Below are 23523 nucleotides of genomic sequence, written 5' to 3' on the forward strand. Positions count from 1 at the left end.
TTTTTCACATTAAATAACAGTCTTGACATAAGCGCAAATGGCTACCCAGGAAAAAAAACGCTTATAATGTGAACAGTTTTTCCCTTTTAACATCGCCTTCCGCTTAACTCTTTCTTTTATCTGGAAATCCAAAAACCTTGATGCGTCTGCTGAAATTTTTCTGGTGGTGCTGTGTCGCCGTTTTTTGTGGGCTGTTGCTCAGTTTCAGCGGCGCTTTTCTCTACCTGAGCCCTAGCCTGCCCTCCGTCGAATCGCTCCGCAGCATTCAACTGCAGATTCCCCTCCGGGTCTATAGCAGCGACGCCAAGCTGATTGCCGAATTTGGCGAGATGCGCCGCTCGCCCATCCGCTTCGCCGACATTCCACCCGATTTCATCAAAGCCCTGCTATCCGCCGAAGATGACAACTTCGCCAATCATTATGGCGTCGACCTTACCAGCCTGATGCGCGCTGCCACGCAATTATTAAAAAGCGGTCAGATTCAGTCTGGCGGCAGCACCATCACCATGCAGGTGGCGAAAAATTTCTTCCTCACGAGCGAAAAGAGCTTTTCGCGCAAGCTCAATGAAATCCTTCTTGCGTTACAAATTGAGCGCGAGCTCAGCAAAGATGAAATCCTTGAGCTCTACGTTAACAAGATCTACCTGGGCAACCGCGCTTACGGCATCGAAGCTGCGGCTCAGGTTTATTACGGCAAGTCTATGCGCGAGCTCAGCCTGGCGCAGATGGCGATGATCGCCGGGCTACCCAAAGCGCCGTCGCGCTTCAACCCATTAGTGAATCCACTGCGCAGCCAAGAGCGTCGCGACTGGATTCTTGGCCGCATGTACAAGCTTGGCAAGATTGACGAGGCGCGCTATCAGGCCGCCCTCCATGAGCCGATCAATGCCAGCTACCATGTCCCCACGCCGGAGCTCGCAGCCCCTTATGTCGCGGAAATGGCGCGCGCCGAAATGGTTGGGCGCTATGGCAGTGATGCCTACACGGAAGGCTTCCACGTCACCACCACGGTCCCCAGCACATTGCAGGAAGCGGCCAACAGCGCAGTCCGCAGCGGACTGATCAATTACGATCAACGTCATGGCTATCGCGGCCCAGAGACGCGCCTCCCAGGCATGACCCGCGAGGCCTGGCAACTGGAGCTAGCCAAACAGAAAACATTGAATGGCCTCGAGCCCGCGATCGTCAGCCAAGTGGAAAAAAGCGGAATTCTAGTGCTGACCCGCAGCGGCCAGGAAGAGGCGGTGAGTTGGGACAGCATGAAATGGGCGCGCCCATTCCTCAACACCAACAGCCTCGGCCCACGCCCACAGCGGCCCGAAGATGTCACCCAGGTTGGCGACCTGATCCGCGTCCTGCGCCAAGAGGATGGCAGCCTGCTCTTCAGCCAGTTGCCTGCCGCGCAAAGCGCGCTGGTCTCTCTTGATCCGCAAAACGGAGCTATCCGCGCCTTGGTGGGCGGTTTCTCCTTCGATCAGAGCAACTACAACCGCGCCGTTCAAGCCAAGCGTCAGCCCGGCTCCAGCTTCAAACCTTTCATTTATAGCGCAGCGCTAGACAAGGGCTACACCGCTGCGACCCTGGTGAATGATGCGCCCATCGTGTTCCAGGAAGCCGGCATGGACGAAGCCTGGCGCCCGCAAAACGACACCAACACCTTCCTCGGCCCCATCCGCCTACGCGAAGCCCTGTACAAGTCGCGCAACCTGGTTTCGATTCGCTTACTGCAAGCCATCGGCATCGAATACACCCTGAACTATGTCAGCCGTTTCGGCTTCAATAAACAGGAATTGCCACGCAACTTCTCCCTAGCCCTTGGCACCGCCAACCTGACACCACTGGAGATCGCCGGCGGCTGGAGTACCTTCGCCAATGGTGGTTACAAGGTGCAACCCTATCTGATCGAGCGCATCCATAGCCGTAACGGCGAGCCACTGTATATCGCCAACCCTGCCAGCGTACCCAGTGGCGCAACAGCCCCGGCCGGCACCGCGACTACAAACGAGCCTTCAGCCACCAGCCGCGAAAGCACGGCCGAAGCGCCTGCACCCAACCTGGTGCCCGTGGTCGCCGAGCGGATTGTCGATGCTCGCACCAGCTACATCCTGACCAGCATGCTGCAGGACGTGATCAAACGCGGCACCGGGCGCCGCGCTCTAGCGATGGGCCGCAGTGATCTGGCCGGCAAAACCGGGACCACCAACGAGTCCAAGGACAGCTGGTTCTCCGGCTACAACGCCGACTACATGACCACGGTCTGGACTGGCTTCGACCAGCCGGAAAGCCTCGGTCGCCACGAGTTCGGCGGCACCGTCGCCTTGCCGATCTGGATGAGCTACATGAGCGCCGCACTCAAAGACAAGCCTACGCACATGCTGCCCGAACCGGAAGGCCTGCTAACCCTGCGGATCGACCCACTGAGTGGTCGCGCCGCTACGCCGGGCACGCCGAATGCCTACTTTGAGTTGTTCAAGAATGAGGATACGCCGCCACCGATGAGCGAACTCGATCCCAACCTCGCAGTACCCGGCAGCCCACTCCCGGCTGACGAAGCCGCGCCGATCGACCTGTTCTGAGGTAGCAGCACGCAATAAAAAGCCCCGCAGATGCGGGGCTTTTTATTGCAAGCGAAAACGACTTAGCCGTTGAACACGTCATCCACCGACTTCAGCGGATAGTGCTTCGGATAGGGCAGCGTCGCCACACCGCTCTCGATCGCAGCCTTGGCCACGGCATCGGAAATCACGGTAATCAGGCGCGCATCCATCGGCTTCGGAATGATGTACTCACGACCGAACGCCAGCTTAATCCCACCATAGGCGTCGCAGACTTCCTGGGGCACCGGCAGCTTGGCCAGTTCGCGCAGAGCCACGGCGGCGGCGATTTTCATCTCTTCGTTGATGCGAGTCGCGCGAACGTCCAGCGCACCACGGAAGATAAAGGGGAAGCCGAGCACGTTGTTCACCTGGTTCGGGTAATCCGAACGGCCGGTGGCCATGATCACATCGTTGCGCGTGGCGTGGGCCAGTTCCGGGGCGATTTCCGGATCCGGGTTCGAGCAGGCGAACACGATCGGATTCGGCGCCATGCGCTTGAGGTCTTCGGCGCCGAGCAGATTGGCCCCGGACAAACCGACGAACACGTCAGCGCCGTCGAGCGCATCCGACAGCGAACGCTTGTCAGTCTCGTGAGCGAACACCGCCTTGTACTGGTTCAGGTCGTCGCGACCAGCGTGGATCACGCCTTTGCGGTCGACCATGTAGATGTTCTCGATATTCGCCCCCATGCTCACCAGCAACTTCATGCAGGAGATGGCTGCCGCGCCGGCGCCGAGGCAGACAATCTTGGCTTCCGGCAGAGTCTTGCCGACGATTTCCAGGGCGTTGAGCATGCCGGCCGCGGTGACGATGGCGGTGCCGTGCTGGTCATCATGGAACACTGGAATGTCGCACTGTTCGATCAAAGCGCGCTCGATCTCAAAGCACTCTGGCGCCTTGATGTCTTCCAGGTTGATGCCACCGAAGGTGATGGAAATACGCTTAACGGTATCGATAAAGGCCTGCGGGCTTTCCGAGTCGACTTCGATATCGAATACGTCGATGCCAGCGAAACGCTTGAACAGCACCCCCTTGCCTTCCATCACCGGTTTGGACGCCAGCGGGCCGAGATTGCCCAGGCCGAGAATCGCCGTACCGTCGGAAATCACCGCCACCAGGTTGCCCTTGCCGGTGTACTTGTAGGCCAGTTCTGGATCGCGGGCGATCTCCCGGACGGGCTCAGCCACACCCGGACTGTAGGCCAGCGACAGATCGCGGGCGGTTGCGGTGGGCTTGGTCAGCTCGACACTCAGCTTCCCGGGACGGGGATTGGCGTGGTAGTCGAGAGCGGCAGTTTTCAGATCAGACATGTTGGCATTTCCGCTTTTTTTGCTGTTGAACAGACAGGCTGCCGAGGATACGCAAGATGCGGAAACCTCACAAGACTGAGCAGTCAGCCGTGTCAAGGCCTCTAGCGTAAGACTTTAAGCCAATCGCCAGGGCGTGGCTCGCCGCTTGGATAGAGATGATTGAGCAGGCGCAAACGGGATTCCGCGTCGGCCGGCAGCTTACTTTCCCGGGCTAGCGCCGTCATGCTTTGCCCGCTTTTGGCCTTAACCATATGCAGCCGCAACGGTTGCGCGAGCTTACGCTCATCATCCTTAAGCGGGCGAAAGCTCTTGATCACCTTGAGGAAGTTAGCGTCCTCGGCTTCCAGCGAGGCCGGCGCCTTGACCGCAGCGACAAAGAGGTAAGCCTGCGAGCCCTTGAAGAGCACCGCCACACGCCTCGCCGCATTTCCAGGAATAACCGCGGTGTAGCCTTGCAGGCCCGCCGGCTGCAGCGGCTCCTCCGCCGCCAGCCGGCGTCCACCCGCGCGCTGCTTGAGAAACTCTGCCGGCGTCTGGCCTGGCTTGGCCTGCTCCAGGCTCATGGCGATAAAAGCCTGCTGATCCGCGCTATGCCCAATCAGCGCATCGGGCCGATTGAGCATCGCCCAACCCTGTGGGTAGTTCAAGGTGAAACCCAGGCCGGCATGATAGAACTGCTGACCGCGGCGCACGCCGGTTGCTTCCGAATCGCCGAACGGTAGGCCCTCCAGGTGCTGCAAAAAAACCTCTTGGTTGACCTCCTGCTGCCCGCTGGCCAGGGCCCGTGCTGGACCTACCACCTGTTGCAGCCGCTGATCGTTACCCGGATGGGTATCGAACAAACCGTGGTAGCCGCTGGCCGGTGCGGGCTGGCCGCTCTTGGCCGCCTGATCGCGGGCGAAGTCGTCCTGGCTCTTCAGCACCTCCACCACTTCGATCATCGCCTGCGGGTCATAGCCGCTGCGCGCCAGGTACTGAGCCCCGAGGCCGTCCGCCTGCAACTCCATGTCGCGGCCATAACCACGGACGAAAGCCGAGCCTAAAGCGCCGGTCAGATCTCCCGCCGCGCCCACCCCGGTACCGATCGCGACCGCCTGCCCCAACAAACCCCAGGCCTGCGACTGGCTCTGCTGCTGCACACTGTGACGAGCGGTGACGTGACCGACCTCATGCCCCAGCACCGCGGCCAATTCGGCTTCCGAACTGAGGTAGGCGAGCAGCCCGCGATGGATATAGATGTAGCCTCCCGGCAGGGCGAAGGCGTTGATATCCGGGCTGTCGATCACCGTGAAGCGATAGCTCAAATTGCTGCGATGGCTGTGTTGAGCCACGCGTTCGCCGACTTGCTGCACATAGGCCTGGAGTTTCTCATCGGCATAACGCGGGTATTGCTTGGCGATTTCCTGGCTGTAACTGCGGCCGAGGTCGAGTTCCTGCCGCTCGCTCATCATCACGAAGTTGCTCTCGCCCGTCGCCGGGTTCAGCGCACAACCGCTCACCGCTGCCAACAGCAGCAGCACGACCGACAAACGCACACTCATGGCAACACCTCAAGCATCGCCGCATGGGTCAGAGGCAACATCCAGCGGGCTTGCCCTGGTTTTACGCCGCCACGGCGGGCGCGGTCAATCACCCAGCCGCGCGCCTCAACCCGCCGGCCAGCCAGGCCCTGCAAGCGCTCGAGATCGAATTGGCCGAGCCACTTCTGCGCGATGTGCAGCACCAGCGAATCGTCCAGTTCGAGCCACAATCCGCCGCGATTGCGTTCGACCTTAGCCACCTGCCCGCGAATCAAGGCGAAGCCTCCAGCGCCCAGTTGCTCCGGTGCCTGCACCGGCGACTTGCGCCAGAGCCCGAGCTGCGCGGCCCGCGCTGCGCGTTCGGCGGCCTGCTGGCAGCTCACCAGCGCCACATTCGGCGCCACCGCCACCAGATAGCCCAAACCCTCGACCAGCAACTGCGCCTCCAGGTTACGCCCCTGGCGGTCATAGGCGTGCGCCAAGGTGCGGCCGTAGTGATCCTGCGTCTCGCGTCCCGGTTGCAAGCCGATACGCCCGTCACTGGCGCCGACCAGCGCTTGCAGGCGGTGCCGGGCCAGCTCGGCAAACGGCTCGGCCGAACGCCCGTGATGCGCAAGCTCGGGGGCATTCAAGCCAATCAGACGCACGCTGCGGCCGTCGCTAAGCTTGAGCGTGTCGCCATCCACCACCCGCTGCACGCCGACGATCGGCAGCCCGGCCGGCGCCGGACAAAACGCCTGGGCCGGGAAAGCGGCGGCGAGAGAAACGAAAAAGGCGCCCGCAAGGGACGCCTTTTTCAACAGCGCGGAGAAGCCCATCAGGCCTTCCGAGACAGCAAAGCCACTTAGGCCTTGGAGCCGAACACACCAAAACGCTGCTTGAACTTGTCGACACGACCGCCCACGTCCAGCACTTTTTGCTTGCCGGTGTAGAACGGGTGGCACTCGTTGCACACGTCCAGGCTCAGCGGCTTGGCCAGGGTGGAGCGAGTTTCGATCACGTTGCCGCAGCTGCAGGTGGCGGTGATGGCTTCGTAGGTCGGATGAATATCGGCTTTCATGGTGTATTCCTCGGGTCTGACGTGCCGCCACCCAACACTATTGTCGAGTACCGCACGGAATTAGGCCGCGGATAATACCAGAGCGCCGCAGCGACGCAAGCCACTCACGCCGCCGGTCGTCGTCGGGCTGCGTGCTAAGATCGCGCCTCGCTTACGTCAACAGAGCCTAGGAGCTCCCTCGCGTGCCCAACGCCATTCTGCGCCTCGCCCTGCCCTCGCCGCTGCGCCGCCTGTTCGACTATCGGGCGCCGGCCGGCCTGCAGCGCGCCGCCTTGCAGCCGGGTATGCGCCTGCGCGTGCCGTTCGGCCGACGCGAGATGATTGGCATCCTGGTCGAAGTAACCGATCACAGCGAGGTGCCCGCAGACAAACTGAAAGCGGCGCTGCAATTGCTCGACGCGCAGTCACCGCTGCCCGCGGCCTTTTTCAAGCTGTGCCTGTGGACGGCACAGTATTACCAGCACAGCCTCGGTGACACCTTCAGCTGGGCACTGCCGACCCTCTTGCGCCAAGGCGAGCCGGCCGAAGCCCGGCAAGAGCGCTTCTGGCATCTGACCGAAGGCGCCCGCCTCGACGATCCGCGCCTGGCGCGCGCCCCGCGGCAACGTGACGCCCTGGCGACCATCGCGCAGCATCCGCATGGTGTGCCGCACCAATTGCTCAGCCACTTGCAGTTGAATAAAGACAGCCTCGAACTGCTGCGCGAGAAAGGCCTGGTCCGCATCGAGGTCCGCCGCCATGCCGCGAGCGAGCGCCACGCCAACTGGCTGGCGCAACCGGAGTTGCCGCTGAACCCCGAGCAACGCGTGGCGACCGAGGCGATTCGGGCCGGCTTCGACAGCTTCAACGCCTTTCTGCTGGCCGGGGTGACCGGCAGCGGCAAGACCGAGGTCTATCTGCAACTGATCCGCGAGACCCTGGAGGCCGGCAAGCAGGCGCTGGTGCTGATTCCGGAGATCAACCTCGGCCCGCAGACCCTGGCGCGTTTCGAACGGCGCTTCAACGCGCGCATCGCCCTGCTGCACTCGGCGGTGAACGACCGCGAGCGGCTGGACGCCTGGCTGGCGGCGCGCGATGGCGAGGCGGACATCATCATCGGCACGCGCTCGGCGCTGTTCACCCCGATGAAGAACCCGGGGCTGATCATCATCGACGAGGAGCACGACGCCTCCTATAAACAGCAGGAAGGGCTGCGCTACCACGCCCGCGATCTGGCCTTGGTCCGTGCACGACAGGAAAACATCCCGATCGTGCTCGGCTCCGCCACCCCTTCGCTGGAAAGCCTGCAGAACGCCCATGCCGGCCGCTACGGCTTGCTGCGCCTGACCCAACGGGCCGGCGGCGCCCAGCAACCACGCTTCTTGCGCCTGGATATCAAGAGCCGGCCGCTGGACAGCGGCATTTCCGGCCCCATGCAGCAGGCCATCGGCCAGACCCTGGCGGCCGGCCAGCAGGTGCTGGTGTTCCTCAACCGCCGCGGCTTCGCGCCGACCCTGCTGTGCCACGACTGCGGCTGGCTCTCCGAATGCCCGCGCTGCGATGCGCGGATGACCGTGCACCAACGCTCGGGCGAGCTGCGCTGCCACCACTGCGGCCATGTCGAACGCCAGCCGAGCAACTGCCCGCAATGCGCCAAGGTCGATCTGCGCCCGGTCGGCGCCGGCACCGAGCGCGCCGAAGAGCGCCTGGCCATCCTCTTCCCGAATGTCCCGGTACTGCGCGTCGACCGCGAAAGCACCTCGCGCAAGGATGCGATGCAGCAACTGTTCACCACCATCCAGCGCGGCGAGCCGTGCATCCTGATCGGCACGCAGATGCTCGCCAAAGGCCACCACTTCCCTCGGGTGACGCTGGTGTCGATTCTGGATGCCGACGGCGGCCTATTCTCCGCCGACTTCCGCGCCAGCGAGCGCATGGCCCAACTGATAGTACAGGTCGCCGGCCGCGCCGGGCGGGCAGAGGAGCCTGGCCGGGTGATCATCCAGACCCACCTGGCCGACCACCCACTATTGGTGCAACTGACCGAACAGGGCTATTTCGCCTTCGCCGAACAGGCCCTGAGTGAGCGCCGCGCCGCCGGCCTGCCGCCTTTTTGCCACCTCGCGCTGCTGCGCGCCGAGGCCCATAAACCCGGGCAGGCGGAAGGTTTTCTCGATGAAGCCTGCACCGAGGCCGAACACCTGCTGCGCGAGCTGAACCTCAGCGGCATCGAACTCCTCGGTCCGGTGCCGGCGCCGATGGAGCGCCGGGCCGGCCGTTATCGCGCGCAATTGTTGCTGCAGGCCAACGCCCGCGCCCCGCTGCATCGTTTGCTCAGCACCTGGTTGTTGGCTCTGGAGAAAATGCCTGCGGGGCGCGCGGTGCGCTGGTCGCTGGATGTCGACCCGATCGACCTGTTCTAGGAGTCTGTCAGCTCCTACAAAAGCACCGCTCAACCCTTCGCCCCGTTAGAACAACCGACCACTGCGGTTGGCAAGGCCGCCACGGCCACGGATAATGGCCAATTTTCCACCCGCTTCCCGGCGCACTGTCGCCCCGATGGCCGCATGAGCAGACCATGAAAGACACCATTCGCCAGTTGATCCAGCAAGCCCTCACCCGCCTCGTCAGCGAAGGCGTGCTGCCGCAAGGCCTCAGCCCGGCGATTCAGGTCGAGAACAGCAAAGACAAAAGCCACGGCGACTTTGCCAGCAATATCGCCCTGATGCTGGCCAAACCGGCCGGGCTGAAGCCGCGCGAGCTGGCCGAGAAGCTGATCGCCGCACTGCCGGCCGCCGCGCAGATCACTAAAGTCGAGATCGCCGGCCCCGGCTTCCTCAACTTCTACCAGGACAGTCAGGCCCTGGCTGGCCGCCTCGACGCCGCCCTGGCCGATACCCAACTTGGCGTGCGCAAAGCCGGCCCGGCGCAACGGGTGGTGGTCGACCTGTCCTCACCGAACCTGGCCAAGGAAATGCACGTCGGCCACCTGCGCTCGACCATCATCGGCGACGGCGTGGCGCGGGTGCTGGAGTTCCTCGGCGACGAGGTGATCCGGCAGAACCACGTCGGCGACTGGGGCACCCAGTTCGGCATGCTGCTGGGCTATCTACAAGAGCAGCAGGAAAAACCGGAAAGCAGTGAAACCGAACTGTCCGACCTGGAAGGCTTCTACCGGGCGGCCAAGCAGCGTTTCGACGAGTTTGCCGAGTTCGCCGACCGTGCCCGTGAGCTGGTGGTGCAGTTGCAGGCCGGCGAGCCCGAGTGCATGCGCCTGTGGCAGCGCTTCAATGAAATTTCCCTGGCGCATTGCCAGCAGGCCTACGAGCGCCTGAACGTCAAGCTGACTCCGGCCGACGTCAAAGGTGAAAGCGCCTACAACGCCGACCTCGCCCAGGTGGTTGCCGACCTCAAGGCCAAAGGCCTGCTGGTCGAGAGCAACGGCGCCCAGTGCGTGTTCCTCGACGAGTTCAAGAACGCCGAAGGCAACCCGCTGCCGGTGATAGTGCAGAAAGCCGGCGGCGGCTATCTGTATGCCACCACCGACCTGGCGGCCATGCGCTACCGCAGCCAGGTACTGAAGGCCGAGCGCGCGTTGTATTTCGTCGACCAACGCCAGGCCCTGCATTTCCAGCAGGTGTTCGAAGTGGCGCGCCGCGCCGGCTTCGTCCACCCCGGCATGCAACTGGAACACATGGGCTTCGGCACCATGAACGGCGCCGACGGCAAACCCTTCAAGACCCGCGATGGCGGCACGGTGAAGCTGATCGACCTGCTCGATGAAGCCGAAGAGCGCGCCTACACGCTGGTCAAAGAAAAGAACCCGGAACTGGCCGAAGACGAGTTGCGCACCATCGCCCGCGTCGTCGGCATCGGCTCGGTGAAATACGCCGACCTGTCCAAGCACCGCACCAGCGATTACAGCTTCAATTTCGAGCAGATGCTCAGTTTCGAAGGCAACACCGCGCCCTATCTGCTCTACGCCTACACCCGCGTGGCCAGCGTGTTCCGCAAACTGGGCAAGGACTATGCACAAGTCGACGGCCAGATCAGCTTGGAGGCCGTGCAGGAACAGGACCTCGCCACCAAACTGACGCAGTTCGGCGAAGTACTGGGCAACGTCGGCGAGAAAGGCACGCCGCACATTCTCTGCACCTACCTCTATGAGCTGGCCGGTTTGTTCTCCAGCTTCTACGAGCACTGCCCGATCCTCACCGCGGAGTCGCCCGCACAGCAGCAAAGCCGCCTGCGCCTGGCCGCACTGAGCGGACGCACCCTCAAGCAAGGCCTGGAGCTGTTGGGTCTGGAAACTCTGGAGCGCATGTAAGTTGGCGGTCAAGAAGAAAGCCGCACCCAAGCGCGGCGCCAGCCGCTATCAAGCGCCACCGCGGCAACCGGTGCCGGGCTGGGTCTGGCTGGCCTGCGGCCTGGCCATCGGCGCCCTGATGGTGTTCTTGATGCAGCTGGAGCCGGGCCGTGGCGAGGTCAAACGGCTCAAGCCCGAGCAGCAAGGCGCCAACACGGCGTCGGCGCCAAAAGCACCGGTTAGCGCGCCAACTCCACAGCAACCGGTGAAGCCGAAGTACGACTTCTACACCCTGCTGCCAGAATCCGAAGTCATAGTCCCACCGGATGCCGTGCCGGAGAAAACCCCGCCAGCACCGACCCCGGCCGAGCTGGCCAAAGCCGACGCGGCCCGCGCCGAAGCGGCGTTGAAAGGTGAAACGCCACCGCCGCTGACCGTGGCCGTCAAAGCCGCGGTGACCCAGTACTTCCTGCAAGCCGGTTCGTTCCGCAAGCAGGAGGATGCCGACAAGGTGCGCGCGCAGATCCTCCTGCTCGGACAAAACGTGCAGGTGGAGTCCGGCACCGTGCGCGAGGAAACCTGGTATCGCGTGCTGGTCGGGCCGTTCAGCAACCGTGAACAGCTCACCAGCGCGCAGAAGAAGCTCGCCGGCAGCGGCTTCAGCAATCTGTTGTTACAGCAACGCCAGAGCCGTTAAGCCGCTCCTCACGCCCGCCGGTTGAAATGCCGGCGGGCGTCCCCCATATGAGTTTCCATTAGGGCATTTCGCCCCGCTGCGTGGAGACTCCCCCTTGACCACCATCGTTTCAGTCCGCCGCCACGGTAAAGTCGTCATGGGCGGCGACGGCCAGGTGTCCCTCGGCAACACCGTGATGAAAGCCAACGCCAAGAAAGTCCGGCGCCTCTACCACGGCCAGGTGATTGCCGGTTTCGCCGGCGCCACTGCGGATGCCTTTACTCTGTTCGAGCGCTTCGAAGGGCAGTTGGAGAAACACCAGGGCCACCTGGTACGCGCCGCCGTCGAGCTGGCCAAAGAATGGCGCACCGACCGCTCACTGAGCCGCCTGGAAGCCATGTTGGCGGTCGCCAATAAAGACGCCTCGTTGATCATCACCGGCAACGGCGACGTGGTCGAACCCGAGGAGGGTCTGATCGCCATGGGCTCCGGCGGCCCGTTCGCCCAGGCCGCCGCCCGCGCGCTACTGATGCACACCGACCTGTCCGCCCATGAAATCGCCGAAACCGCGCTGGGTATCGCCGGTGACATCTGCGTCTTCACCAACCACTACCTGACCATCGAGGAGTTGGACCTCGCTGACTGAGGCCCGCCAAATCTTATGCCTATGACTCCCCGCGAAATCGTCCACGAACTCAGTCGCCATATCATCGGCCAGGACGAGGCCAAACGCGCCGTCGCCATCGCCCTGCGCAACCGCTGGCGGCGCATGCAGCTGCCGGCCGAGCTGCGCGCCGAGGTGACGCCGAAAAACATCCTGATGATCGGCCCAACCGGCGTCGGTAAAACCGAGATCGCCCGCCGCCTGGCCAAGCTGGCCAACGCGCCGTTTATCAAAGTCGAAGCGACCAAGTTCACCGAGGTGGGCTACGTCGGTCGCGACGTCGAGTCGATCATCCGCGACCTGGCCGATGCCGCGATCAAGCTGTTGCGCGAGCAGGAGATCGTCAGAGTCCGCCACCGCGCCGAAGATGCCGCCGAAGAGCGCATCCTCGATGCACTGCTGCCGCCGGCACGTCCCGGCTTCAATGAAGACCCGGTGCCGAGCCATGACTCCAGCACCCGCCAACTGTTCCGCAAGCGCCTGCGCGAAGGCCAGCTGGACGACAAAGACATCGAGATCGAGGTCGCCGAGCATCCGGCCGGCGTCGAAATCATGGCCCCGCCCGGCATGGAGGAAATGACCAACCAGTTGCAAAGCCTGTTCTCCAACATGGGCAAGGGTAAAAAGAAAAGCCGCAAGCTCAAGGTCAAAGAAGCTCTGAAGTTGGTCGGCGACGAAGAAGCCGCGCGCCTGGTCAACGAGGAAGAACTCAAGGCTCGCGCCTTGGAGGCGGTCGAGCAACACGGCATCGTGTTTATCGACGAGATCGACAAGGTCGCCAAGCGCGGCAACTCCGGCGGCATCGACGTTTCCCGCGAAGGCGTGCAGCGCGACCTGCTGCCGCTGATCGAAGGCTGCACGGTGAACACCAAGCTGGGCATGGTGAAAACCGACCATATCCTGTTCATCGCCTCCGGTGCCTTCCACCTGAGCAAGCCGAGCGACCTGGTGCCGGAGCTGCAAGGCCGCCTGCCCATCCGCGTCGAGCTGAAGGCGCTGAGCCCGCAGGACTTAGAGCGCATCCTCACCGAGCCGTACGCCTCGCTGACCGAGCAATACCGCGAGCTGCTGAAGACCGAAGGCCTGGAAATCGAATTCACCGAGGACGCCATCAAGCGCCTCGCCGAGATCGCCTGGCAGGTCAACGAGAAGACCGAGAACATCGGCGCCCGCCGCCTGCACACCGTCCTGGAGCGCCTGCTGGAAGAAGTCTCGTTCAGCGCCTCAGACCTGGCCAGCGCGCACAGCGACAAGCCGATCCATATCGATGCGGCCTATGTGAATAGCCACCTGGGCGAACTGGCGCAAGACGAAGACCTGTCGCGTTATATTCTGTAGGGATGCCCTGCAAGGCGGCTGAAGCGTTAAGCGCTTTAGCCGCCCCACCTCTAGCCGGAGCCTCGAAGATGCGCGTTCCCTCGGCCATCGAGCTGCACAAAGCCTCGAAGACCCTGACCCTTAAATATGGGCCCGACGAGGTCTACAACCTGTCCGCCGAGTTCCTCCGCGTGCACTCACCCTCGGCCGAGGTGCAGGGCCACGGCAAGCCCATACTGCAAGTCGGCAAGCTCGGGGTCGGCCTGAACAAGATCGAGCCGGCCGGGCAGTACGCACTAAAACTGTGCTTCGATGACGGCCATGACAGCGGTTTGTTCACCTGGGATTACCTCGACCAGCTGGCGCAACGCCAGGAACAGCTGTGGGCCGATTACCTCGCCGAGCTGGCGCAGGCCGGAAAATCCCGCGATCCGGCCGAGTCGGTGGTCAAGCTGATGCTCTAAGAGCCTGTTCACGATCTCGCGAGCTAAGGTCAGCCTGTTTTCAACGCCGCATGGCCGACGCGCAGCAGATCATGAACAGGCTCTAAGTCCTGGCTCACCCATGGTTAGGGCGAACTTTCTAATCCGTCTCGGCATACTCTCCCGCGCACACGGCCAACTGACTGGCCTGCTTGCGCAAATTCATAAACTCGGGTAACCAAGGAACTGGCAGGTTCCCTGCATTTGGCATGAGCCACATGCAATGAATGATGCGGAGTTCGCTCCGCCCCCGGTAACCCGAGCAGTACTAGGCCCTAAGCCCTGTGTCACCGCGCACAGCCGCACGCCGGTATCCGTCTCAGGACAATGGAGCGTCGTAGATGAGCAACAAGAGTAACGAAGACCTGCAGCGTCAAGCCTCGGAAAACACCCTAGGGCTCAACCCGGTGATCGGCTTGCGCGGCAAAGACATTCTGGCTTCTGCCCGCATGGTCCTGACCCAGGCCATCAAACAACCTTTGCATAGCGCCAAGCACGTTGCCCACTTCGGCCTGGAGCTGAAAAACGTCCTGCTCGGCAGCTCGGAACTCCAACCGGAAGGCGGTGATCGCCGCTTCGCCGATCCCGCCTGGAGCCAGAACCCGCTGTATAAGCGCTACCTGCAGAGCTACCTGGCCTGGCGCAAAGAACTGCACGACTGGGTTGAGGACAGCAACCTGTCCGAGACCGACACCAACCGCGGCCATTTCGTGATCAACCTGATGACCGAAGCCATGGCGCCGAGCAACAGCATGGCTAACCCGGCGGCGCTCAAGCGCTTCTTCGAAACCGGCGGCAAGAGTCTGCTCGATGGCCTCGCCCACCTGGCCAAGGACATCGTCAACAACGGCGGCATGCCCAGCCAGGTCAACATGGATGCCTTCGAGGTCGGCAAGAACCTGGCTACCACCGAAGGCTCAGTGGTGTTTCGCAACGACCTGCTGGAGCTGATCCAGTACCAGCCAAGCACCGAACAAGTGCACGAGCGCCCGCTGCTGGTGGTGCCGCCACAGATCAACAAGTTCTATGTGTTCGACCTGTCGCAAGAGAAGAGCCTGGCGCGCTTCTGCCTGCGCAACGGCCTGCAGACCTTTATCGTCAGCTGGCGCAACCCGACCAAGGCCCAGCGCGAGTGGGGCCTGTCGACCTACATCGAGGCGCTGAAAGAAGCCATCGACGTGATCCTGGCCATCACCGGCAGCAAGGACGTCAACATGCTCGGCGCCTGCTCCGGCGGTATCACCACCGCCGCCCTGCTCGGCCATTACACGGCGCTCGGTGAGAAGAAGGTCAACGCCTTGACCCTGCTGGTCAGCGTGCTGGACACCAAGCTGGATAGCCAGGTCGCCTTGTTCGTCAATGAACAGACCCTGGAAGCCGCCAAACGCCGCTCCTATCAGGCCGGCGTGCTGGAAGGCAGCGACATGGCCAAGGTGTTCGCCTGGATGCGGCCGAATGACCTGATCTGGAACTATTGGGTCAATAACTACCTGCTCGGCAACGAGCCACCGGTGTTCGATATCCTCTACTGGAATAACGACACCACCCGCCTGCCGGCGGCTTTCCACGGCGACCTAATCGAGCTATTCAAAACCAACCCACTGACGCGGCCACAGGCCCTGGAAGTCTGCGGCACGCCGATCGACCTGAAGCAGGTGACCGCGGACATCTTCTGCCTGGCCGGCACCAACGACCACATCACCCCCTGGGAAGCCTGCTACCGCTCGGCGCGGCTGTTCGGCGGCAAGATCGAATTCGTGCTGTCCAACAGCGGGCATATCCAGAGCATCCTCAACCCACCGGGCAATCCGAAAGCGCGCTTCATGACCAGCGACAAACTGCCGGCTGATGCGAAAGTCTGGCAAGAAGACGCCACCAAACATGCCGACTCCTGGTGGTTGCACTGGCAAGCATGGATGGCCGAACGCTCCGGCAAACTGAAAAAAGCCCCCAGCGTCCTTGGCAACAAAGCCCATCCGGCTGCCGAGGCGGCGCCGGGCACTTACGTGCATGAGCGCTAGGGAAGGATGAACGCTCAGCGTGCAGCCTCGACAACCGAGCCGGCACCCTAACGCAACAGCTTGCGTCACACTGCCCGCGGCACTCGGAAGTGCCGCCCAGCGCTCCAGCCTTTACCGGCCTGGGCGGCAGCCACGAAGCCGGCAAGGGAGGCCAGCTTCGTCATTCTGGGAAAGCGCTGGACCGCGTTCCCAGCAGTTCAATCCATAGGGCTCTGCGCATGCCGTTACCTTTTGTTTTTCGCACCATCGACCTCGACGGCCAGACCATCCGCACGGCTGTCCGCCCAGGCAAGGCGCACCTGACCCCACTGCTGATTTTCAATGGCATCGGCGCCAACCTGGAGCTGGTGTTTCCGTTCGTCCAGGCCCTCGACCCCGATCAGGAAGTGATCGCCTTCGACGTACCGGGAGTGGGTGGCTCCTCGACCCCCAGCCAGCCCTACCGCTTCCCGGGCCTGGCCAAGCTCGCCGCGCGCATGCTCGACTACCTGGATTACGGCCAGGTCAATGCGCTTGGGGTGTCCTGGGGCGGCGCCCTGGCGCAACAGTTCGCCCACGACTATCCCGAGCGCTGCAAGAAGCTGGTGCTCGCTGCCACCTCGGCCGGCGCCGTCATGGTGCCGGGCAAGCCCAAGGTGCTCTGGCGTATGGCCAGCCCACGGCGCTACATCCAGCCGTCTTACGGCGTGCAGATCGCCCCGCACATCTACGGCGGGGCCTTCCGCCGCGACCCCAATCTGGCCCTGGCGCACGCCAGCAAAGTGCGTTCCTCGGGCAAGCTCGGCTACTACTGGCAGCTGTTCGCCGGCCTCGGCTGGACCAGCATCCACTGGCTGCACAAGATCAGCCAGCCGACCCTGGTGCTGGCCGGCGACGATGACCCACTCATCCCCCTCATCAACATGCGCCTGCTGGCCTGGCGGATTCCAAATGCCGAGCTGCACGTGATCGACGACGGTCACCTGTTCTTGATCACCCGGGCCGAGGCCGTCGCGCCGATCATCATGAAGTTTCTGCAGGAGGAGCGGCAGCGCGCGGTCATGCACCCGCAGCCGACCCCGCTGCGCGGTCACTGAACAGCGCTTTGAACCCGCGCACCCATCCGGTACGACGCCGACCCACTTGACCCAATAGCGGGCCTCGTGTAACACAGTCGTTTCTTTGCGCGGTTGTCTGGAATGCACCTCCGGCGCGCCTTGGTACAAGCCTTGCTGCTTGCCAATTGACGTTGAGTCCCTTGATGGTTTGACGACGGAGTGTTGCCTCATGCGAGACAAATCTGCTGCGGACGCTGTGCCCGTACCCGCAGCCTTTATAAATGCGCAGAACGCCATGCTCGGCCTGCGCGGCCGCGATCTGTTTGCCACCGTGCGCTCCCTGGCCCTGCAGGGCCTGCGCCGACCTCTGCACAGCGCCAAGCATGCGCTGGCCTTCGGCGGCCAGCTGGGCCGCGTGCTACTCGGCGACACCTTGCATAAGCACAACCCCGACGATCCACGCTTTGCCGATCCGGCCTGGCGTCTCAACCCCTTCTATCGCCGCAGCCTGCAGGCCTACCTGGCCTGGCAGCAGCAGTTGAACAGCTGGATCGACGAGAGCGACCTGTCGGCGGATGACCGCGCCCGCGCGCGCTTCGTCGCCACCCTGCTCAGCGATGCGCTGGCACCCTCCAACAGCTTGCTCAATCCGCTGGCGATCAAGGAGCTGCTCAACAGTGGCGGCAGCAGCGTGTTCAAGGGCCTGCGCCACTTATACGACGACCTCCTGCACAATCACGGCCTGCCTCGCCAGGTCAGCAAACACGCCTTCGAAGTCGGCCGCAACCTAGCCGCCACTCCGGGTGCGGTGGTATTTCGCAACGAGCTGTTGGAGCTGATCCAGTACACGCCGATGAGCGAAAAGCAGTACGCCCGCCCGCTGCTGATCGTGCCGCCGCAGATCAACAAGTACTACATCTTCGACCTCAGCGCGGAGAAGAGCTTCGTCCAGTTCGCACTGAAGAACGGCTTACAGGTGTTCGCCATCAGTTGGCGCAACCCGGACGCCCGCCATCGCGAGTGGGGCCTATCGAGTTATGTCCAGGCCATCGAAGCAGCCCTCGATGTGACCCGCGCCATCAGCGGCAGCAAAGAGGCCCACCTGATGGGTGCCTGCGCCGGCGGCCTGAGCATCGCCGCCCTGCAAGGTCACCTACAAGCCAAGCGCCAGCTGCGCAAGGTCTCCAGCGCCACCTACCTGGTCAGCCTGCTGGACAGTCAGGTCGACAGCCCAGCCATGTTGTTCGCCGATGAGCAAACCCTGGAAGCCGCCAAACGCCGCTCCTATCAGAAAGGCGTGCTGGATGGCCGCGACATGGCCAAGGTCTTCGCCTGGATGCGCCCGAATGACCTGATCTGGAACTACTGGGTCAACAACTACCTGCTCGGCAAGCAACCTCCAGCCTTCGACATCCTCTACTGGAACAACGACAACACGCGCCTGCCGGCCGCCCTGCATGGCGATCTGCTGGACTTCTTCAAGCACAACCCACTCACCCATCCTGGCGGCCTGGAGGTCTGCGGCACGCCGATCGACCTGCAGAAGGTCACCGTCGACAGCTTCAGCATCGCCGGCATCAACGACCACATCACGCCCTGGGACGCGGTCTATCGCTCGGCCCTGCTGCTCGGCGGCAACAGCCGCTTCGTGCTGTCCAACAGCGGGCATATCCAGAGCATCCTCAACCCGCCGGGCAACCCCAAGGCCAACTATTTCGAGAGCGGCAAACTCAGCTCCGACCCACGCGCTTGGTACTTCGACGCCAAGCAGACCAGCGGCAGTTGGTGGACGCAATGGCTGGAATGGATTCAGCAACGCTCCGGCGAACAACGGGAAACCCAGTTGGCGCTGGGCAACCAGGAGCATCCGCCGATGGAGGCCGCACCCGGCACCTATGTACATGTGCGTTAAGCCTCGACTTAAACCTTGACTTGATCCTTGAGAACACTGGCCGGAGACCGTCCGGCCAGTTACCGTCCGCCTTCCGGCGGCCTGCATAAGAAGATTGGATGAAAACCCGCGACCGCATTCTCGAATGCGCCCTGACACTGTTCAATCAGCAGGGCGAACCCAACGTCTCCACCCTGGAGATCGCCAATGAACTGGAGATCAGCCCGGGCAACCTCTACTACCACTTCCACGGCAAAGAGCCGCTGGTCATGGAGCTGTTCGAACGCTTCCAGAGTGAGCTGGCGCCGCTGCTCGACCCGCCCGCCGATGCACGCCTGGGCGTCGAGGACTATTGGCTGTTCCTGCACCTGATCGTCGAACGCCTGGCGCACTACCGCTTCCTGTTTCAAGACCTGTCCAACCTGGCCGGGCGCCTACCCAAGCTGGCGCGCGGCATCCGCACTTGGCTGAACGCCTTGAAGCGCACCCTCGCTTCACTGCTGGCCCGCTTGAAGGCCGAGAATCAACTGGTCAGCGATACCCAGGCGCTCGGCCTGCTGGTCGAACAGATCACCCTGACCCTGCTGTTCTCCCTCGACTACCAACGTATCCTCGGCAGCAGTGGTGAGATTCGCCTGGTGGTATTCCAAGTGATGATGCTGGTGGCGCCGCACCTACGCGCCGAATCCCGCCAGGCGGCCGAGCATTTGGCGCAGCGCTATTTAGACACCTAAACGCGCGCCGAAACGCAAACGCCCGGCACTAGGCCGGGCGTTTTACTATCCGCCCACATCCACAAAAATCCACAAGCATCTCGCACACCATAGATAAATAGGGGGCTTTGACCTAATCTTACTCCACCAAACGCCAGTCAAACCCACCGAAAGCCGCAATCTAAAGTATGGGCTGAAGTATGGGCTGACGACAAAAAAGCGGAGAGCAGGCATGGGGACGCTGACAGCAAAAACAGTCGATAGGCTTGCGAAAGCCGGCGTAGTCGGTATGACAGGCGACAGTGGCGGCCTGTACTTCAAAGTCGGCAACTCTGGCGGGACAAGCTGGATATTTCGCTACAAGATCGCCGGCAAGAGCCGTGACATGGGCATTGGTAAATACCCAGAAACCACCCTAGCTGATGCACGCGCAAAGGCAGCAGATGCCCGCAAACTGACAAGCAGCGGCCACGATCCGTTAACTGCCCGAGACGCAGAACGCGAGCAAAAACGCTTGGCGGCAGAAGCGGAGCGAGCCAGGGAGGCTAGAAGAGTGACTTTCGAAACACTCGCCACTGACTATCTGGCAGCACATGGTTCGCACTGGTCAGCAGCGTGGCGCAAAGGCTGGCTGCGCAAGCTGGAGCTGTACGCCTTTTCGCATATCGGCAAGCTGCCAGCCGATAAGATCGAAACTGAGCATGTGCTGAAAGTGCTGCAACCAATCTGGGCGACTAAGACACGCACGGCTGACGAAGTGCGCGGACAGCTTGAGCAGATTCTCGACTCAGCAAAGGCACACGACCTGCGCGAAGGTGAAAACCCGGCACGCTGGCGCGGCCACCTAGACAACCTATTGAGCAAAGCTGAGAAAAAGAAGGCGAGAAAGCGCCAGCACTTCGCCGCGATGAAGTGGCAGGACTTAGGCGAGCTGATGACGAAGCTACGCAAGGATGAAAGCCGGGTGGCCGTGGCACTGCAACTGCTGCTGCTTACAGGCGCACGCTCGCACATGGTTCGCTTCGCGGTGTGGGACGAGTTCGACCTACAGGCTCGCACTTGGTCATTACCTGCCAAGCGCATGAAAACGGGCAAGCCTTTTGTCATACCGCTGGCTGATGAGGTTATCGCGTTACTGGAGAGCCTGCCCCCAGTTGGCGAAAGCCCCTACCTATTCCCCGGCATTGGACGCAGCGGGGTTATCCATGATGACGCCATGCGCGACCGACTTATATCGCACGGATACACAGGCGTGACCGTTCACGGCTTCCGTTCGACGTTCCGCGACTGGGCTGGCGAGTGCACCCACTTTCCCCGTGAAATTTGCGAAATGGCTCTGGCGCATGATGAGCGCGACCAGACCGAAGGCGCATATTCACGCACTGATTTTCTCGAAAAGCGGCGCGGACTGATGAGCGAATGGGCGCATTACGCGGACACCCAGCCACCAGCGAAAAACGTCATTCAAGGGGAGTTTAAGCGCGCATGAGCAACGACGAACAGCTTCGACAAATGCGAGAAACACAACGCGCCCAGGTTCGCGAGATTGCCGACTACCTGCGGGATGGCAAACCCCTCACCAAAAGGCAGGCGCAGCTTGCTGCGGGGCTTTTATACGTCGCCGCTGAGCGCCTGTTAGTTGAGCCGTCACCCCCGCCAGGTAGGCCGCCAAAGATACCCGATGACGCTTGCTGGAATTTCGTTTCTCGCACACGAAACGGAGAAGGAAAGAATAAGGTTATCGCGGATCTAGCCCAGCAATACGAAGTAAGCGTTGAGGCAATCAAGAAGAAAATAGGTAATACCGGCACGGCCGAAAGCAAAGCACTGGCCGAGGATAAAATGCGCATCGTTAGCGATTTTTTTGGGCCAGAAGAAAACTAATTACCCAGAGTTAGTTACTGGGGGCAATTTGCCAAAAACGAAATGCTTGACCCGTCCACTACGCGCCAGTTAGCGCAAAGGAGATTTGGTCATGGCCCACACTACTACCCACACCGCTACTCAACCCCGCCACATCATGCGTCTGCCGCATGTAAAAGCTGCCACCGGCTACGGTCGCGCCTGGATCTACCAACTGATGAGCGAAGGCAGATTTCCTCAGGCCCGACGCATAGGAACCCGCGCTGTAGGCTGGGACTCCTTGGAGATAGACGCCTGGGTAGCTGAACAACTGGGGGGCCAAAAATGAAAACGGCCACCCATTCCGAAGAACAAGGCAGCCACTCGCAAGGCAATTATACCAGCACCAGCGTCGCTAATTGCCCAGACTTTGAAGCACCCCCTCTAGAGGCATACGCCGATGCCATGCTTGACCGTGACGTGATCGAGCTGGGAGACCCTTTAGCCGATACATGGGCCTTCCACAGCTATGAAGACATGCGCGACCCAAGCCAGCCCTACACTGGGCCAGAGGTAGTGCATAGCGCATTAGGGCTGGGCGGTAAGCAAAGAAATCAACAGACCGGACAGCAATCGGCAGCCAGCCCAGGGAGCCAGGCCGAAGAAATCTTTGCGGTAGCCGACCCGAAGCCGCTGATGCCAGATATAAAAGATGCCGTGCCGTACCCGGTGGAAGCACTCCCACCGATCATGCGCGATGCCGCACGAGCCATAGCAGAGCATGTGCAAGCACCGCCGGCGCTGGCTGGTCAGTGCGTTATTGGTGCTGCCGCTTACTTGGCACAAACGCGAGTTAATGCGCCGCACATGCACAACTCGAACGGTATGCCTTGCTCACTGTTCTTGCTGACACTGGCCGATTCTGGCGACCGCAAAAGCGAATGCAGGAGACTGGCATTCAAGACGGTGGACGAAGCCGAGGAACAGGCCCGCACAGCGCATCGGCAAATCCACGATGAGATCAACAAAATGGCTGACGGGTTAAAGGGCAAGGATCTTGAGCGGTTCCTTGCTGAGCATCCACCGGCACCCGATCCGCGCACCCAATACAGCGATGCCACATTCGAGCGTATCGTGGGCGATATGATCCGAGGTGTGTCGGCAGCATCATGGGACACTGACGAAGGCGGGCAAGTGCTAGGAGGAGCATCACTCAAGGCAGACACCCGCACTGCAACCCTTGGCGGGCTGGTCAAAGCATTCGACACTGGCACATTCGAGCGCACCCGCGCGATTAGCAACCTTGACGGATCGGGCTTCGCCTACAACCGCCGACTGAGCGTTCATCTGCTGGCGCAAGCTGTGACTGTTGCCGCAGCACTGCATGACCCACTGTTGCGCGGCCAAGGCTTCTTACCGCGCTTTCTGTTCGCCAGCCCTGCCAGCATCGCCGGGACACGCTTTCTCACTGCTGAGCAGCTTAACCGCCAGTCTTATTCAGATCCGCGACTACGCCGCTACTGGGCGCGCTGTGAGGAGATTGCCGCAACCGCTCAAGCAATCAGCCCGGAAACCGGAGAAGTCAAACCGCAAGTCCTTGAGCTGACCCGGGACGCAGAGAACGACTGGCGTGAGTTTTATAACGAAGTGGAAGGGGAACAGTCGCCCCTTGGCAAGTTCGTCAACCTACGCCCATTCGCTGGCCGCGCTGGTGAAATCGCCCGCCGCCTGGCTGCCGTGTTCGCTTGCTTTGAAGGTCAGGGAGAAATCGACAGCGACTGTATGTGCCGTGCTGCCGAGATAGTCCGTTACTCCTTGAGCGAGTGGGCACGCTACACCGACAGCGAAGCGATAGACCCCAGCCTGAAAAAAGCTCAAGACCTGATTGATTGGCTCAAGGACAAAGGGTGGACGGCGTTTAGTAAAACCAAACTATCCCAGTGCGGCCCGACAGGTCTTCGCAGTAACGCAATACTCCGCGCTGACCTGCTAGGCATCCTGGTCGAGCATTACCACTTACTAACCAGTGACGGGAAGATATTCACCGTTAACTGAGTCCCGCTGCTAATGCTAAAGCCGCTAATGTAGCTAACTCACGAAAGGCTAAC

At 61.9% G+C, this 23523-nt stretch carries 19 protein-coding genes; 15 read left to right on the forward strand and 4 right to left on the reverse strand.

Going from position 1 to position 23523, the window contains the following annotated elements; genetic code table 11:
- Positions 1 to 140 precede the first annotated feature (140 nt).
- The gene (locus FFS12_RS07445; RefSeq protein ID WP_372239454.1) at positions 141 to 2576 is read left to right on the forward strand and encodes a penicillin-binding protein 1A; all 2436 of its coding nucleotides are present in this window, start codon (positions 141 to 143) and stop codon (positions 2574 to 2576) included.
- A gap of 62 nt (positions 2577 to 2638) precedes the next feature.
- On the opposite strand, the gene FFS12_RS07450 is transcribed toward FFS12_RS07445, so the two are convergent.
- From FFS12_RS07450 to rpmE, 4 genes are all read right to left on the reverse strand, one after another.
- Positions 2639 to 3907 carry a malic enzyme-like NAD(P)-binding protein gene (locus FFS12_RS07450; RefSeq protein ID WP_137886266.1) on the reverse strand — a complete coding sequence of 423 codons (1269 nt, stop codon included), beginning with the start codon at positions 3905 to 3907 and terminating at the stop codon, positions 2639 to 2641.
- Positions 3908 to 4008: 101 nt separating this feature from the next.
- Positions 4009 to 5448 (reverse strand): M48 family metalloprotease, encoded by a 1440-nt coding sequence (locus FFS12_RS07455; protein WP_137886267.1) that lies wholly within the window; start codon positions 5446 to 5448, stop codon positions 4009 to 4011.
- A complete protein-coding gene (locus FFS12_RS07460; RefSeq protein ID WP_137886268.1) occupies positions 5445 to 6245 on the reverse strand; it encodes a thermonuclease family protein in 801 nt (266 codons plus the stop codon). Before FFS12_RS07460 ends, FFS12_RS07455 begins: the two co-directional genes overlap by 4 nt.
- 26 nt (positions 6246 to 6271) lie before the next feature.
- Complete coding sequence (gene rpmE, locus FFS12_RS07465) at positions 6272 to 6487, reverse strand: 50S ribosomal protein L31 (protein WP_137818700.1); 216 nt, start codon at positions 6485 to 6487, stop codon at positions 6272 to 6274.
- A gap of 182 nt (positions 6488 to 6669) precedes the next feature.
- Between rpmE and FFS12_RS07470 the strand changes: the two genes are divergently transcribed.
- From FFS12_RS07470 to FFS12_RS07535, 14 genes are all read left to right on the forward strand, one after another.
- Positions 6670 to 8889 carry a primosomal protein N' gene (locus FFS12_RS07470; protein WP_137886269.1) on the forward strand — a complete coding sequence of 740 codons (2220 nt, stop codon included), beginning with the start codon at positions 6670 to 6672 and terminating at the stop codon, positions 8887 to 8889.
- A gap of 155 nt (positions 8890 to 9044) precedes the next feature.
- Complete coding sequence (argS, locus tag FFS12_RS07475; RefSeq protein ID WP_137886270.1) at positions 9045 to 10793, forward strand: arginine--tRNA ligase; 1749 nt, start codon at positions 9045 to 9047, stop codon at positions 10791 to 10793.
- 1 nt (position 10794) lies between these two features.
- A complete protein-coding gene (locus FFS12_RS07480) occupies positions 10795 to 11469 on the forward strand; it encodes an SPOR domain-containing protein (RefSeq protein ID WP_137818703.1) in 675 nt (224 codons plus the stop codon).
- 94 nt (positions 11470 to 11563) lie between these two features.
- Positions 11564 to 12094 carry an ATP-dependent protease subunit HslV gene (gene hslV / locus FFS12_RS07485; protein WP_137818704.1) on the forward strand — a complete coding sequence of 177 codons (531 nt, stop codon included), beginning with the start codon at positions 11564 to 11566 and terminating at the stop codon, positions 12092 to 12094.
- A gap of 15 nt (positions 12095 to 12109) precedes the next feature.
- Positions 12110 to 13450, forward strand: coding sequence for an HslU--HslV peptidase ATPase subunit (gene hslU, locus FFS12_RS07490; protein ID WP_137886271.1), 1341 nt, complete (start codon positions 12110 to 12112; stop codon positions 13448 to 13450).
- Positions 13451 to 13518: 68 nt separating this feature from the next.
- The gene (locus FFS12_RS07495; protein WP_137818706.1) at positions 13519 to 13893 is read left to right on the forward strand and encodes a gamma-butyrobetaine hydroxylase-like domain-containing protein; all 375 of its coding nucleotides are present in this window, start codon (positions 13519 to 13521) and stop codon (positions 13891 to 13893) included.
- A gap of 359 nt (positions 13894 to 14252) precedes the next feature.
- The gene (gene phaC, locus FFS12_RS07500; RefSeq protein WP_137886272.1) at positions 14253 to 15932 is read left to right on the forward strand and encodes a class II poly(R)-hydroxyalkanoic acid synthase; all 1680 of its coding nucleotides are present in this window, start codon (positions 14253 to 14255) and stop codon (positions 15930 to 15932) included.
- Positions 15933 to 16150: 218 nt separating this feature from the next.
- The gene (phaZ, locus tag FFS12_RS07505) at positions 16151 to 17008 is read left to right on the forward strand and encodes a poly(3-hydroxyalkanoate) depolymerase (protein WP_137886273.1); all 858 of its coding nucleotides are present in this window, start codon (positions 16151 to 16153) and stop codon (positions 17006 to 17008) included.
- 190 nt (positions 17009 to 17198) lie between these two features.
- Positions 17199 to 18881 (forward strand): class II poly(R)-hydroxyalkanoic acid synthase, encoded by a 1683-nt coding sequence (gene phaC / locus FFS12_RS07510; RefSeq protein ID WP_137886274.1) that lies wholly within the window; start codon positions 17199 to 17201, stop codon positions 18879 to 18881.
- Between the two features lie 98 nt (positions 18882 to 18979).
- On the forward strand, positions 18980 to 19594 hold the full coding sequence (locus FFS12_RS07515) for a TetR/AcrR family transcriptional regulator (protein WP_137886275.1): 615 nt from the start codon (positions 18980 to 18982) through the stop codon (positions 19592 to 19594).
- Positions 19595 to 19805: 211 nt separating this feature from the next.
- Entirely contained in the window at positions 19806 to 21062 is a 1257-nt protein-coding gene (locus FFS12_RS07520) for a site-specific integrase (protein WP_137886276.1), read from the forward strand.
- Positions 21059 to 21457, forward strand: coding sequence for a hypothetical protein (locus FFS12_RS07525; protein WP_137886277.1), 399 nt, complete (start codon positions 21059 to 21061; stop codon positions 21455 to 21457). Before FFS12_RS07520 ends, FFS12_RS07525 begins: the two co-directional genes overlap by 4 nt.
- Before the next feature lie 91 nt (positions 21458 to 21548).
- On the forward strand, positions 21549 to 21764 hold the full coding sequence (locus FFS12_RS07530) for an AlpA family transcriptional regulator (RefSeq protein WP_137886278.1): 216 nt from the start codon (positions 21549 to 21551) through the stop codon (positions 21762 to 21764).
- On the forward strand, positions 21761 to 23470 hold the full coding sequence (locus FFS12_RS07535) for a DUF3987 domain-containing protein (protein WP_256657309.1): 1710 nt from the start codon (positions 21761 to 21763) through the stop codon (positions 23468 to 23470). The genes FFS12_RS07530 and FFS12_RS07535 overlap by 4 nt, the downstream gene beginning before the upstream one ends.
- The last annotated feature ends 53 nt before the right edge of the window (positions 23471 to 23523 follow it).

Source organism: Pseudomonas sp. 2FE (assembly GCF_005503735.1).
Classification (GTDB): Bacteria; Pseudomonadota; Gammaproteobacteria; order Pseudomonadales; family Pseudomonadaceae; genus Aquipseudomonas.